Genomic DNA, 13,912 nt, shown 5'->3' on the forward strand with positions numbered 1-13,912 from the left:
TCATGCCGCGCCGGGTGCCGCAAGTGTTGCGACGAAGCAAGCGGCATGGTGAAAGTCCGGCCCGCCGGGTGCGTGGGCCAGGGCCCAGTACGACTTGTGGCCGCCTTCCTCCTCGATAACCGCGGTCAAGTTGAATTCCCACGGCAATTCGGGAAGGCCGGCGAGTGGCACGGCGGCATCAAAGAAGGCCATGGCCCCGCCGCGCCGCAGTGTGCAATCGGCATCGCGAGGCATGGGCCTTTGCGCCATGCCCTCGCGGTATCCGGCGAAGTCATAGGCTGCCCACCGCTCGGAAGGAGAAAGGTTCAGCTCGATATAGGAGCGGCTTCCGGGCTGGCGCAGGAACATCTCGAAGCAGGTGGCCTGCCACAGCCCATCCGCCCTGCCCCGGCCGGCAAAGGCGGGGATGACAAGGCGCTCTGTCCCTTCCAACTTCCAGCGCAGGCGTAGCCAGCCATGCTCGATCCCCAGGACGGCAGCCTCGATACTGCGCAGCGCCAGGGGCGGGGTATCGTCATGCGGTTTCAGCGGCAAAGTTCCCAAACCGATTTCCCCGTGCTAGGCGCGCGCCCGTAACCGGAAGACGCCCATGACATACACTTCATCCCTGCTCCGCCTGCTCGACGAACGTGGCTACATTCACCAGCTCACCGACGCCGAAGGGCTCGACAAGCTTGCTGCATCGCAAGTGGTGCCCGGCTATATCGGCTTCGATGCGACTGCGCCATCGCTCCATGTCGGCAGCCTTGTGCAGATCATGCTGCTCCGCCGGCTGCAGCAGGCCGGCCACAAGCCGGTCGTGCTCATGGGCGGCGGCACCACCCGGATCGGCGATCCCACCGGGCGTGATGAAAGCCGCAAGATGCTCTCGGACGAGACGATCGATGCCAACATCGCCTCGATCCGCACGATCTTCGAACGCTTCCTCAGCTTCGGCGATGGCCCGACCGATGCAATCATGGTCAACAACCACGATTGGCTGGGCAAGCTGGGCTATATCGAGCTGCTTCAGGAAGTGGGCACCCACTTTACCGTGAACCGCATGCTGACCTTCGATTCGGTGCGGCTGCGGCTTGATCGCGAACAGCCGATGACCTTCCTCGAATTCAACTACATGATCCTGCAGGGCTACGATTTCCGGCACCTGGAAAAGTCCATGGGCGTGCGTCTGCAGATGGGCGGCAGCGACCAGTGGGGCAATATCGTCAACGGTATCGAACTTGCGCGGCGCATGGACGGCGTCGAGGTGTTCGGCGTTACGACTCCGCTGCTTACCACCGCCGATGGCGGCAAGATGGGCAAGACCGCGGCCGGTGCGGTGTGGCTGAACGAAGACCAGCTGCCTTCCTACGATTTCTGGCAATACTGGCGCAACGTGGATGACCGCGACGTCGGCAAGTTCCTGCGCCTGTTCACCGACCTGCCGCTTGAGGAAATCGCGCGGCTCGAATCGCTCGGCGGCAGCGAGATCAACGCGGCGAAGGTTGTGCTTGCCAACGAAGTGACGGCCCTGTGCCGCGGTGCCGATGCCGCCAAGGCTGCCGAAGCCACGGCTTCTGCCACATTCGCGGGTGGCGGCGTTGGCCAGGACTTGCCGGTCTTCACCCTGCCCGCAGAGGGAATCGGCATCATCGATGCGCTCGTCGGAATCGGATTCGCGGCCAGCAGGGGTGAAGCCAAGCGCCTTGTCGCCGGCGGCGGCGCCCGCGTCGATGGTGAGCAGGTCACGGATGAAAACCTTGTGATCGCAGGCGGTTCGGAGGTTCGCATCTCGTCCGGCAAGAAGAAGCACGGGGTCCTGCGCCCGGCCTGACCCGGCAAAATGTTTCCGCGTTTTACTCTTTTTTCGCCATTTCCCGGCAAAAGGTTGCCGGACCATGCGAAAGGAGCTGACGCGGACAATGCCGGTTGGAGCACAACTCACTGTCACCGACATGCGCCGCGCCGCGCGCCATCCGGTAGACCACAAGGTCATCGGTGAGCACCGCCGTCTGGGTGATCTGCATCTCCATATCGTCAACATCTCCGCGCATGGGTTCATGGTTGAAGGCGACCTGCCCCTCAGCCGTGGTGAGCGCATTGTCATCCGCCTGCCTCACGTCGGCCGGATCGAGGCGCACCTGATCTGGACAACCGAGGGCCGTGGCGGATTCCAGTTCGAACGCATCATCCGTCCGGATGATTTCTTTGCCCTGATCGATACGCTCCAGCCGAACCCCCGCCTGCGCCGCGCCCGCTGAAGGCGCGCTTTAGGCAACGCAATCAAGGCTTGGATTGGCAAGCGCACGCAGCCCTGCCAATGAAGGCGGGTGATCGAACCGACCTCCCCCACCCAGATCCCGGCGTTTCGCCTGATATGGATCTCACGGCTGTGCGCCGTCGTGGCGACGACCGGGATGGTCGTGATCCTTGGCTACCAGATCTATGACATAGCGCGCAGCGTGCATGGCATGAGCATCGTCGATGCATCGTTCCTGCTCGGACTGCTGGGGCTGGCGCAATTCGTGCCCTATGCCCTGCTAAGCCCCGTTTCCGGCGTCGTTGCCGACCGGTTTGACCGCAGGCGCGTTGCGCTGATGGCGACCATTCTGGACTTCGCGATTGCCCTTGCACTCGCAATTGCGACCTTCAGCGACACCAGTTCCCTGACGCTGCTGTTTGCCCTGGCAGCAGCACATGGCGCAGCCCGCGTGTTCCTCGGCCCCTCGCTGGGCGCTCTTGTGCCGAACCTCGTGCCCGAAAGGCTGCTGCCCCGCGCGGTGGCGCTCAGCTCGACTGCCTGGCAATTCGGCGCGCTCGCCGGGCCGACGGTTGCCGGGCTGCTCTATGGCGGTGCGGACTGGATGCCCTATGCGCTATCGACCAGCCTGCTGGTCGTTTCTTGCACGGCGCTGTTCTCCATCGGGCCGGTGCCGCAGGCACTGAGCGACCGCGAGACCCACCCCATCCGCCAGTTCATCGAAGGGTATCGTTTCCTGCGCGGACACCGCTTCCTGCTTGGCTGCGTGACTTTGGACCTGTTCGCCGTGCTCATGGGCGGCGCTACCGCGCTGTTGCCCGTCTTTGCCCGCGATATCCTGCACGTCGGGCCGGAAGGCCTGGGCCTCATGCGCGCCATGCCGGGAGCCGGCGCGGCGGTCGTTGCCTTCATCCTCTCATGGCGTCCGATCGAGCGCGAGGTTGGCACCAAGATGCTGCTGGGTGTCGCGGCCTATGGCGCGGCGACTGTCGGTTTCGGCCTGTCGACGAATTTCTTTCTTTCGCTCGCCTGCCTTGCTGCGCTGGGGGCGGCGGACATGATTTCCGTGTTCATCCGCTCGGCCTTGCAGCAGCTCAGCACGCCGGACGAAATGCGTGGCCGGGTCGGTGCGATCTCGGGGCTGTTCATCTCGGCATCGAACGAACTGGGCGAAATGCAGTCCGGCGTCGCGGCAGCCCTGCTGCACAGCGCGGTCGCCGCGGTTGTTTTCGGCGGTGCCGGTGCCATAGTAGTTACACTGGTCTGGGCCGTGATCTTTCCGGAGCTGCGAAACGCCCGGACGTTTGCGCCCCAGACCCGCGAAAAGGAGCAAGTAGCATGAAGGTCGAATCGATCCTCGCCACCATCGGCGGAACGCCGCACATCCGCCTTTCGCGGCTGTTCCCGGACCATGAGGTCTGGGTGAAGTGCGAGCGCGCCAACCCTGGCGGTTCGATCAAGGACCGTATCGGCCTTGCCATGATCGAAGCGGCCGAGGCCGATGGCAGCCTGAAGCCGGGCGGCACCATCGTTGAGCCTACTTCGGGCAACACCGGCATCGGCCTTGCCATGGTTGCGGCCGTCAAGGGCTACAAGCTCATCCTCGTCATGCCTGAATCGATGTCGATCGAGCGGCGCCGGCTGATGCTTGCCTATGGGGCGAGCTTCGATCTTACGCCGCGCGAAAAGGGCATGAAGGGAGCAATCGAGCGCGCCAGGGAATTGCTCGCCGAAATTCCGGGCAGCTGGATGCCGCAGCAGTTCGAAAATCCGGCCAACATCGACGTGCACGTTCGCACGACCTCGCAGGAAATCCTCGCCGATTTCGCCGACACGCCGGTTGACGTGCTGATCACCGGCGTGGGCACTGGCGGTCACCTGACCGGCTGCGCCGAGACACTGAAGAAGGCCTGGCCGGGCATGAAGGCCTATGCCGTGGAGCCTACCCTTTCCCCCGTAATCTCCGGCGGCCAGCCGGCTCCTCACCCGATCCAGGGCATTGGCGCCGGCTTCATTCCGGGCAACCTGCATACCCAGTCAATCGACGGGGCCATCCAGGTCGATCCGGCCGACGCCAAGGAATGGGCCCGCCGCTGCGCCACGCAGGAAGGCATGCTGGTGGGCATCAGCTCTGGCGCGACACTGGCCGCAATTGCCCAAAAGCTGCCCGAACTGCCCGCGGGCAGCCGCGTGCTCGGCTTCAACTACGATACGGGCGAGCGTTATCTTTCGGTGCCGGATTTCCTGCCTGAATGAGCGCGCTTGAACGGCTGGATTACCGCGACGGTGAAACGGCGCTGACCGGGTGGCTGGCCCGCCCGGTCGGTCCGCCACGCGGGGCCATCGTTGTTTTCCCGACAATCGCGAATGTCACCCCGGCCATTGAGCGACGCGCCGCCATGCTGGCCGAGGCCGGTTTCCTGGCCCTGATCGCCGACTTCTATGGTGAGCCGGTCGCCAGCCTCGAAGCTTCACGCCCAATGGCGGAAAAGCTGCGCGCCGATGTGGGGCATTACCGCCGCCGGCTTGTCAGCGCCGTCGAAGCCCTGCGTTCATTGCCGGAAGCATCTGGCCTGCGCCTGGGTGCTATCGGCTATTGCATGGGCGGACAGGCCGCACTGGAAGTGGCGCGCGCCGGTGAAGACCTGGCGCTGGTCGCCAGCTTCCACGGCATCCTTTCCACCGACAGGCCCGCAGATCAGCCGATCAGGCCGCGCCTTCTGGTTTGCCATGGTGATGCGGATCCCATGGTTCCGCGCGAACAGGTGCTCGCCTTCTGGCAGGAAATGGACGCGGTGCAGGCCCACTGGCATTTCCACGCCTATTCCGGCGTCCGTCACGGCTTCACCGATCCCGGCAGTGACGCGCGCGGTCTGGCGGCAATCGCATACGACGCCAGCGCCGACCGGCAATCATGGTCGGCGCTGATGGGCCTTTGCGACGAGGTGTTCGCCTAGGCACCCTTTCCCGGCACATCCCAGACGATCGGCAGGTTGCGGATCGAAAGTAGGAAGGGGAAAACGGTCGTGTCCGTGCCTTCCTTCACGCGGAAGGGCGGGATGCGCTTGAACCATTCGTCCAGCAGGATGCGCAGCTCGCGGCGGGCAAGCGGTGCGCCCAGGCACAGGTGAACCCCGCCGACAAAGGTGAAATGCCGGTTGGCCTTGCGCGCGGGATCGAAGGTGCGCGGATCGTCGAACTGCGCCGGGTCGAAATTGCCCGAGGGGTTGAGGCACTGGAAGCTGTCCCCCGCCTTGATCTGCTGACCATGCCAGACGAAGTCGCATTTGGCTGAACGGCCGGAGCTGAGGATCGGCTGCGTGCGCAGGAATTCCTCGACTGCTGTCGGGATCAGTTCGGGATTGGCCCGGATCGCGTCCTGGATCTCCGGCTGGAGCGCCATGCGCCGGAACATCTGGCTGATCGTGGCAGCGACGGTATCGAGCCCGCCGAGCCACAGGAACCAGACCATGCCGATCTTTTCCTCGTCGGTCAGCGGCTTGCCATCGATGGTGCCGTTGACGATGGCGGAAACCAGCCCGTCATCGGGTCGGGCTTCCTTTTCGGCGATGAAGCCGCGCAGGAAATCAAGCACCGAGCGCAGGGCCCAGGCCATCTTTTCGTGGCTGCCGCCGTGCAGGATGTTCCATTCCCATTCGAGGAACTCTTCGAACATCGACATGGGAAAACCCATCAGGCCCATGAAGATCCGCACGGGATAGACCCGTCCGAAATCGTAGGCGATGTCGACCTCGCCCTTGTCCTGGAACTCCTCGATCATCTCGACCACGACGGCGCGGATCTGGTCCTGCATCCGGTTCAGCCGGGCGGGCGAGAAATGCGGCATCAGGAACATCCGGTACTTCGAATGCTCCGGCGGATCTATGGCCAGCGGGATCGAGCGAAAGGTCTCGCCGATCATCCGCTGGAATTCGGCAGTCCCTTTGTTCGAGAAGTGCTGGTTGTCGGTATAGACGCGGTTGATGTCATCGTAATGCGTGACGATCCAGGTGCCGCGCGTGCCGCCGGCGGTTCCGGCTGCGCCCAGTTGCTACCTGCCCGGCACCGGGGGTTGATAAAGCAGCGGGGGGACATCCCCGCCCGAAAGCCAGGCGCAGGGTTCGTAAGGGTCGACAAGATCGTTGGGCACCATGCCCGATGCCCAGGTCAGATCGACCTTCAGCTCTTCCGGCACATGATCGGGCGCGGGCCAATCGACCCGCATTTCCGCAACGGACTTCGGATATTGCACGTTTTCTCTCCCGCTTTCGCAAGAGAGTGCCAGCGCTTTGGCGGGCAGGCAATGCGCCTGCCCGCATATTCGCCCTGCCGATTGCCTCAGGCGGTCGCGAAAGCCTCAAGCGGCAGGGTCATCATCGTGGCGCTGCCGGCCTCCATCTTGCGACGCAGCGCCCCGGCATCGGGGGTGAAGCGCTCGCCATAGTAACGGCCCGTCACGAGCTTGGCCTCGTAGAACGCAGCATCGCCGGAACCTGCTGCCAATGCGGCGACTGCGGCTTGGCCCATGCGGATCCACATCAGGCCAAGGGTAACGATGCCCATGATGTGCATGTAGTGATGGGCGCCTGCCCCGGCGTTGTTCGGGTTGGAAAGCCCGTTCTGCATCAGCCACATGGTTGCGGCCTTCAGTTCGCCGTTCGCCTTTTCCACCCGCCCGGCGAGGTCTGCCAGCCGTTCCACGCCCTTCGCTTCGGCGCATTCCCTGTCGACCATGGCGAAGAAGGCCTGGATCGCCTTGCCTCCGTTCATGCCCAGCTTGCGGCCGACGAGGTCCATGGCCTGAACGCCGTTTGTGCCTTCGTAGATCATGGCGATACGCGCATCGCGGACGAACTGGCTCATGCCGTGTTCCTCGATGTAGCCATGGCCACCGAACACCTGCTGCATGTTGACCGCGGTTTCGAAGCCCTTGTCGGTGCCGTAACCCTTGATCACCGGCGTCAGCAGGTTGATCATGTCGTTCGCGTTTGCCCGCTCTTCCTCGGTCGCGGCCTTGTGGCTCAGGTCGACCAGCAGGCCACCCCACATGGCCAGCGCGCGCATGCCTTCGGTGAAGGCCTTGGCGTCCATCAGCATGCGGCGTACGTCCGGGTGGACAAAGATCGGGTCAGCCTTCTCGCTGGGTTCGGCCGGGCCGGTCAGTGCGCGGCCCTGCCGGCGTTCGGCAGCATAGACAACGGCGTTCTGGTATGCCGCTTCGGCCTGGGCCAGTCCCTGTATGCCCACGCCGATGCGGGCAGCGTTCATCATGATGAACATGGCGGCAAGGCCCTTGTTTTCCTCGCCGACCAGCCAACCCTTCGCACCGTCATAGTTCAGCACGCAGGTGGCGTTGCCGTGAATGCCCATCTTGTGCTCGATCGAACCGCACGAGACAGCGTTGCGCTCTCCAGGGTTTCCATCGGCATCGAGCAGGAACTTGGGCACGATGAACAGCGAAATGCCCTTGGTCGAATCCGGGGCATCGGGCGTCTTGGCCAGAACCAGATGGATGATGTTCTCGGTCAGGTCGTGTTCGCCGGCGGAAATGAAGATCTTCGTTCCGGTGATTGCATAGGTGCCATCGGCCTGCGGCACGGCCCGCGTGCGGATCATGCCAAGGTCGGTGCCGCAATGCGGCTCGGTCAGGTTCATCGTGCCGGACCACTGCCCCGAAATCATCTTGGGCAGGTAAGTCTGCTGCTGTTCGGGCGAGCCCTTGGCCTTGATGGCGGCGACCGCACCGCTGGTCAGCCCGGAATACATAGCGAAGGACTGGTTGGCCGAGCAGAGGTATTCCTCAAGCAGCAGGCCGAGCACGTGCGGCATCCCCTGCCCGCCGAGCTCCTCCGGCTGCGCCAGCGTGCCCCAGCCCGATTCGACGAAAGCGTCATAGGCCTGCTTGAAGCCCTTGGGCGTGGTTACCGAACCATCAGGGTGCCGGGTGCAGCCTTCCTGATCGCCCGAAAGGTTTAGCGGGGCGATCACTTCGCTGACGAACTTGCCGAGTTCCTCAACCACGGTATCGACCACGTCCGTGCCGGAATTCTCGAATCCCGGCAGGTTGCCGTAGCTGTCGATCTTGAGCACCTCGTTCACCACGAAGCGCGAGTCACGGGTCGGAGCCTTGAAGCTGGGCATGGGCGTAGGTCCTTTGCGGGGTCAGGATTTCTTGAGCGGAAGTTCGAGCGCTTCGATCTGCGTCACGAAGGCGGAAAGCTCTGCTATTGCCGCATCCAGATCGGCGCGCTGGCGTTCCATCTGCGAAATGCGGTCGCGGCATTTCTGGGCCGTGACGCGCCGCTGTTCGACGCGGCCGTCACCAAGATCGTAGAGGTCGATCATCTCTCGCACCTCTGAGAGGCTGAAGCCAACGTTCTTGGCGCGCAGGATCCAGGCAAGCCGGGCGCGGTCGCGCTTCGAATAGATGCGCGCAAGTCCCTGCCTGCTGGGCGATATCAGCCCTTCATCTTCATAGAACCGAAGAGCGCGGGCGGTAACGCCGAATTCCGCCGTAAGGTCGGAAATGGTGAACTGTTCGCGCTCAAGCGCGTCCGGCCGCTCCAGGTGAGCGCCGTTGTGCGGAAGGTTTGCGAGACTGGCCATGTCTCGCAAGCTAATTTCCCTTTACGTAAACGTCAAGAGGTTGCGCGGACCAGCTGGCCTCCCTCCAGGCGGCGATAAAAACAGGTCGGTGCAAGCGTATGGCAAGCCGGCCCTGCTGGCTCGCAGCGCAGGACGAGTGCGTCCTGATCGCAGTCGACAAGGATTTCCTGCACCTTCAGGACATGGCCCGAACTCTCCCCCTTCATCCACAACCGTCCGCGTGAGCGCGAATGAAAGTGGGCAAGCCCGGTTTCCTGCGTCTTGTTCAGTGCTTCGGCGTCCATGTGCGCGAGCATCAGAACCGTGCCATCGCGCGCGTCCACGGCGACTGCCGTCAGCAGGCCCGCAGCATCGAATTTCGGCATGAAAGCAGTGCCCTGCTCACGATCGGCGGGATCAACGGACGGCATGTGTAATATCCTTGAAACTGCAATTGCGGGAATGGAAGCTTGTTGCACGATAACCACAGATAATCGGCAAAATCCACCAAACCTGCGGTTGAGACTTTCCTTTCATGACGTTGTCGGGGAAACAGGTCGCGCAGCTGGGAGGCTGCCCCGCCAAGGCTGGCGGCGTCGTGAAGACGCCAAGGTTTCAGGGAAAGGCACTGATCGCCACAAGGCAGGTCGGGCCAAAAGTGAGGGTTCGGGCGAGGCTGGCGTGGGGGCGCCTGCCGATACCGGGAAACCGGCGCTCAAGAGTTTCGTCACGAGGGCGCCCGGAGCTTCGGTTCCGGGCGTTTTCGTTATGCCTTGTCGGCCAGCGGCAAGGCTTCGTCCAGCACCCGCGCAAAGCAGGCAATCCGCACCCGTTCCGCCCCCGCCCGGCGCAGGGCCGAGAGGCAGGCATCGGTGGTGGCGCCGCTCGTCAGCACGTCATCGACCAGCAGAACCTTTGCCCCCTTGATCCGCGCAAGCCGCCCGGGGTTTGCCGCGATGGCACCTGATAGCGCCCTTGCCCGCGCCCGCCGGCCCAGTCCGCCGAGCGTTGGGGTCTGCTTGCGGCGCTGAAGCCCGTCCACCAGAAGCTGAGCGCCCTTGGCCCGGGCGATTTCCCCAGCCAGCAGCGCCGCCTGATTGAAGCCGCGCCGCCAGAGGCGCCAGCGATGCAGGGGCACGGGAACCACGATCCATTCCGGCCCGATGTCAGCCAAGCGCGCCAGCATCAGCCTTGCCAGCATCGGGGCCAGGGCAATCCGGTGGCCATGTTTGAAGGCCAGCACCAGTCGCCGCGAAGCCTCGTTGTAGAGCGTACCTACCGCTATGCCGTCATGCCGTGGCGGCTCAGCCATGCAGGGCGCGCAGATCGCACCTTCGGGCATGCCATCGGGGAACGGCCGCTGGCACAGCTTGCAGCTGGGCTCGCCGGGTATCGCCAGTTCCCCCCAACAGGCAGCGCACAGCCCCTGCTGCTGCGACAGCCCTTCGCCGCAGAGCGGGCACCTCGGCGGGAAGACCAGGTCGACGATCGGGGCGATGGCGGCAGGCACCTGCATGATGGCCGACTATCGCTTGCACTCCGCCCATGCGCAAGGCAGGAGCCTCGCATGGCCACATCACCGCCCGCGATCTTCTCTCCCCGCCGCAGGGAGCTGGCTCTTCTGCGGGCCGAGCGGTTGCAGGCCCATGCCGATGCCGCACGCTTCCTTGCCGACGATGCGGCGGACGACCTGCTGGACCGGCTGGCCTTCCTGCGGCACGAGCCGCAACGCGCGCTGGTGGCGGGCGACCGTTCCGGACTTCTGGCAAGCGCCCTGCCGCACGAGGCGTCGCCGCCCGGCCTGGCGTTCGAGCAGCCCTGGCCGGTCGAGGGGTTTGACCTCATCGCCCTGCCCTTCGTGCTCGATACCGCCAACGACCTGCCCGGTGCCCTGATCCATGCCCGCCGGGCGTTGGCCACGGGCGGACTGGCTTTCATCACCCTGCTGGGCGCCGGCAGCCTGCCAGTGCTGCGCGAAGTGATGCTCGCCGCCGATGGAGAGCGCCCGGCTCCGCGCCTTCACCCCCAGGTCGATGTCCGCGCCGGGGGCCAGCTGCTCCAGCGCGCGGGCTTTGCCGATCCGGTGGTCGACAGCCGCAGCATCAGGGTGCGCTATGGCAGCCTGCGCCGGCTTGTGGCGGACCTGCGCGCCCAAGGCCTTGGCAACCAGTTGGCCGATCCCGGCCCGCCCCTCACCCGGACCGCCTGGGCCCGGGCGGAAGCGGCCTTTGCCGCGCTTGCCGACAGCGAAGGCCGCGTGACCGAGACCTTCGAGGTGCTGACGCTCAGCGGTTGGAAGCGTTGATCGCCGCCTGCGCCGCCGCCAGCCGGGCAATCGGCACGCGATAGGGCGAGGCGCTGACGTAATCGAGGCCCTGGGCTTCGCAGAAGGCGATGCTGGCCGGATCGCCGCCATGCTCTCCGCAGATGCCCAGCTTGATTTCGGGACGGGTTTCCCGGCCGCGCTCTGCTGCGAGCGACACCAGTTGGCCGACCCCTTCGATATCGAGGCTGACAAAGGGATCGCGCGCGAAGATGCCCTGTTCGACATAGGCGGGCAGGAACTTGCCCGCATCGTCGCGGCTGAGGCCCAGTGTCGTCTGCGTGAGGTCGTTGGTGCCGAAGGAGAAGAATTCGCCCACCTTGGCGATCTCGCCGGCCATCAGCGCCGCGCGCGGCAGCTCGATCGTCGTGCCGACATGGTATGAGAGCGTGCGGCCCTTTTCCTCGAACACCTTGGTGGCCGTCCGGTCGACAAGAGCCTTGAGGATCTCCAGTTCCTTCGCCGTGGCGACAAGCGGGATCATCACTTCGGGAACCGGTGCTTCGCCGGCCGCGGCAACCTCGCAAGCGGCCTCGAAGATGGCGCGGACCTGCATCTCGTAGATTTCCGGGAAGGTGATACCCAGCCGGCAGCCGCGATGGCCCAGCATCGGGTTGAATTCGTGGAGCTCCCCCGCCCTGCGCCGCAGCGTGGGGACGCCAATGCCGATCGCCTGCGAAAGCTCTTCGAACTCGGCATCGCCATGCGGCAGGAATTCGTGCAGCGGTGGATCGAGCAGGCGGATCGTCACTGGCAGGCCGGCCATCACCTCGAATATAGCGCGGAAATCGTCGCGCTGTTCAGGCAGCAGGCGGGTAAGCGCGGCGCGGCGGCCAGCCTCGTCCTCGGCCAGGATCATCTGGCGCACGGCAGAGATGCGGGCATCGTCGAAGAACATGTGCTCCGTGCGGCACAGGCCGATGCCTTCCGCGCCGAACGCGCGCGCGGTGCGGCAATCGTCAGGCGTTTCGGCGTTGGTCCGCACCTTCATGCGGCGATGCCGGTCGGCCCATTCCATCAGGGTGCCGAAATGGCCGGAAAGCTCGGGCTCCACGGTCGGAACCTTGCCCGCCATGATCTGACCGGTCGCGCCGTCGAGGGTGATGACATCCCCTTCCTTCAGCTCGCGCCCACCGATCTTAAGGGTGCGCGATGCCATGTCGATAGACACGCAGCTGGCACCGGAAACGCAAGGGCGACCCATGCCGCGCGCCACCACCGCGGCGTGGCTGGTCATGCCGCCGCGCGCGGTCAGGATGCCGCGGGCGGCGTGCATGCCGTGAATGTCTTCGGGGCTGGTTTCGACACGCACCAGGATCACCGCATCGCCGCGTTCGGCGCGCTTCTCGGCCATATCGGCATCAAGCACGATGGCGCCGGAAGCTGCACCCGGGCTGGCCGGCAGGCCCGTTCCCAGCACGTCGCGCGGGGCATCGGGATCAAGCGTGGGGTGCAGCAACTGGTCCAGAGCCATGGGATCGACCCGGCCAATCGCGGTGGCTTCGTCGATCAGGCTTTCCTCGACCATTTCCACCGCCATGCGCAGCGCCGCCTTGGCCGTGCGCTTGCCGCTGCGGGTCTGCAGCATCCACAGCTTGCCGCGTTCGACGGTGAATTCGATGTCCTGCATGTCGCGGTAGTGCTTTTCCAGCAGGTCGAACACGGCGGCGAGTTCGCCGTAGGCCGCGGGCATCGCTTCTTCCATGGAAAGCGGCTTGGCCCCGGCCTTTTCGCGGGCGGAGCGGGTCAGGTACTGCGGCGTGCGGATGCCGGCGACAACATCCTCGCCCTGGGCATTGACCAGCCATTCGCCGTAATAGGCGCGCTCGCCGGTCGCCGGATCGCGGGTGAAGGCTACGCCGGTGGCGCTGGTATCGCCCATGTTGCCGAAGACCATGGCCTGCACGTTCACCGCAGTGCCCCAGTCACCGGGAATGTCGTTCAGGCGGCGATAGACCCTTGCCCGGTCCGAATCCCAGCTGTCGAACACCGCGCGGATCGCGCCCCACAGCTGTTCGTTAACGTCCTGCGGGAAATCGCGGCCAAGCTCGTTGCGGACGATGGCCTTGTATTCGCCCACGATAGCCTGCCAGTTCTCAGCCGCCATCTCCACATCGGCGTAAAAGCCGTTGTCTTCCTTGGCGATTTCGAGTGCATCCTCGAACAGGTGATGGTCAAGGCCAAGCACCACGTCGGAATACATCTGAATGAACCGGCGATAGGAATCCCAGGCAAAGCGCGCATCGCCCGAAGTCGCCGCCAGCCCTTCAACCGTTGCGTCGTTGAGGCCAAGGTTGAGCACCGTATCCATCATGCCCGGCATCGAGACGCGGGCGCCCGAACGAACCGAGACAAGCAGCGGATCGGCAGCATCGCCAAAACGCTTTCCAACAGAAGTTTCGATATGATTCAGAGCTGTTTGGACTTCTTTCGTCAGGCTTTCCGAGAAGTCTGCACCTTCGGCAAGGTAGCGTACGCATTCTTCGGTGGTGATGGTAAAGCCCGGGGGAACCGGCAGGCCGATCCCGGCCATCTCCGCAAGGTTGGCACCCTTTCCGCCGACAATCGTCTTGTCGCGGCTACGGGGATCTTCACTGCGAACCCTGCCACCGAAGGTATAGATCTGCTTGTTCATCCCGATCACCGTTTTCCTGAACCTTGAGGTTGACAAGGTTGACACGGTGTCAACCTCGCCGTCCTGTGGCTCCGTCCCTGATTTCTGCCGTTTACCGGCAATTTCGAGACCGTCTGTTGCCGGGAAAATA

General features: G+C 64.5%; 14 protein-coding genes. 6 read left to right on the forward strand and 8 right to left on the reverse strand.

Features of this window, described 5'->3' with window-relative positions; all coding sequences use genetic code 11:
• The gene (locus C0V78_RS02675) at nucleotides 1–543 is read right to left on the reverse strand and encodes a DOMON-like domain-containing protein (RefSeq protein ID WP_254049792.1); all 543 of its coding nucleotides are present in this window, start codon (nucleotides 541–543) and stop codon (nucleotides 1–3) included.
• Nucleotides 544–589: 46 nt separating this feature from the next.
• Between C0V78_RS02675 and tyrS the strand changes: the two genes are divergently transcribed.
• The 5 genes from tyrS to C0V78_RS02700 all read left to right on the forward strand — a co-directional run bounded on the left by tyrS (nucleotide 590) and on the right by C0V78_RS02700 (nucleotide 5,196).
• Nucleotides 590–1,813 carry a tyrosine--tRNA ligase gene (gene tyrS / locus C0V78_RS02680; protein WP_101796320.1) on the forward strand — a complete coding sequence of 408 codons (1,224 nt, stop codon included), beginning with the start codon at nucleotides 590–592 and terminating at the stop codon, nucleotides 1,811–1,813.
• An 88-nt stretch (nucleotides 1,814–1,901) separates the two neighbouring features.
• Nucleotides 1,902–2,240, forward strand: coding sequence for a PilZ domain-containing protein (locus C0V78_RS02685; protein ID WP_101798154.1), 339 nt, complete (start codon nucleotides 1,902–1,904; stop codon nucleotides 2,238–2,240).
• A gap of 69 nt (nucleotides 2,241–2,309) precedes the next feature.
• Nucleotides 2,310–3,581: an MFS transporter gene (locus C0V78_RS02690; protein WP_101796321.1), complete on the forward strand. Its 1,272-nt coding sequence runs from the start codon at nucleotides 2,310–2,312 to the stop codon at nucleotides 3,579–3,581.
• Nucleotides 3,578–4,495: a cysteine synthase A gene (gene cysK / locus C0V78_RS02695; RefSeq protein ID WP_101796322.1), complete on the forward strand. Its 918-nt coding sequence runs from the start codon at nucleotides 3,578–3,580 to the stop codon at nucleotides 4,493–4,495. Before C0V78_RS02690 ends, cysK begins: the two co-directional genes overlap by 4 nt.
• Entirely contained in the window at nucleotides 4,492–5,196 is a 705-nt protein-coding gene (locus C0V78_RS02700) for a dienelactone hydrolase family protein (protein ID WP_101796323.1), read from the forward strand. The genes cysK and C0V78_RS02700 overlap by 4 nt, the downstream gene beginning before the upstream one ends.
• Here the strand turns inward: C0V78_RS02700 and C0V78_RS02705 are convergent.
• From C0V78_RS02705 to C0V78_RS02725, 6 genes are all read right to left on the reverse strand, one after another.
• Nucleotides 5,193–6,287, reverse strand: a complete 1,095-nt coding sequence (locus tag C0V78_RS02705; RefSeq protein ID WP_256385674.1) for a cytochrome P450 — start codon at nucleotides 6,285–6,287, stop codon at nucleotides 5,193–5,195. The genes C0V78_RS02700 and C0V78_RS02705 overlap by 4 nt on opposite strands.
• 3 nt (nucleotides 6,288–6,290) lie before the next feature.
• Complete coding sequence (locus tag C0V78_RS15095) at nucleotides 6,291–6,491, reverse strand: hypothetical protein (RefSeq protein WP_254049793.1); 201 nt, start codon at nucleotides 6,489–6,491, stop codon at nucleotides 6,291–6,293.
• An 86-nt stretch (nucleotides 6,492–6,577) separates the two neighbouring features.
• A complete protein-coding gene (locus tag C0V78_RS02710) occupies nucleotides 6,578–8,380 on the reverse strand; it encodes an acyl-CoA dehydrogenase C-terminal domain-containing protein (protein WP_101796324.1) in 1,803 nt (600 codons plus the stop codon).
• Nucleotides 8,381–8,401: 21 nt separating this feature from the next.
• Nucleotides 8,402–8,845: a MerR family DNA-binding transcriptional regulator gene (locus C0V78_RS02715; protein ID WP_173843320.1), complete on the reverse strand. Its 444-nt coding sequence runs from the start codon at nucleotides 8,843–8,845 to the stop codon at nucleotides 8,402–8,404.
• A gap of 32 nt (nucleotides 8,846–8,877) precedes the next feature.
• Nucleotides 8,878–9,255 (reverse strand): phosphoribosyl-AMP cyclohydrolase, encoded by a 378-nt coding sequence (gene hisI, locus C0V78_RS02720; RefSeq protein ID WP_101796325.1) that lies wholly within the window; start codon nucleotides 9,253–9,255, stop codon nucleotides 8,878–8,880.
• Between the two features lie 335 nt (nucleotides 9,256–9,590).
• The gene (locus tag C0V78_RS02725; protein ID WP_101796326.1) at nucleotides 9,591–10,340 is read right to left on the reverse strand and encodes a ComF family protein; all 750 of its coding nucleotides are present in this window, start codon (nucleotides 10,338–10,340) and stop codon (nucleotides 9,591–9,593) included.
• 51 nt (nucleotides 10,341–10,391) lie between these two features.
• Here C0V78_RS02725 and C0V78_RS02730 point away from each other — a divergent pair, with 51 nt between their 5' ends.
• Nucleotides 10,392–11,129, forward strand: coding sequence for a methyltransferase (locus C0V78_RS02730; RefSeq protein WP_101796327.1), 738 nt, complete (start codon nucleotides 10,392–10,394; stop codon nucleotides 11,127–11,129).
• Here C0V78_RS02730 and ppdK read toward each other — a convergent pair.
• The gene (gene ppdK, locus C0V78_RS02735) at nucleotides 11,110–13,782 is read right to left on the reverse strand and encodes a pyruvate, phosphate dikinase (protein ID WP_101796328.1); all 2,673 of its coding nucleotides are present in this window, start codon (nucleotides 13,780–13,782) and stop codon (nucleotides 11,110–11,112) included. The two genes, C0V78_RS02730 and ppdK, sit on opposite strands and share 20 nt — an antisense overlap.
• Between the last annotated feature and the right edge of the window lie 130 nt (nucleotides 13,783–13,912).

This window comes from Novosphingobium sp. TH158 (assembly GCF_002855555.1).
GTDB lineage: Bacteria > Pseudomonadota > Alphaproteobacteria > Sphingomonadales > Sphingomonadaceae > Novosphingobium.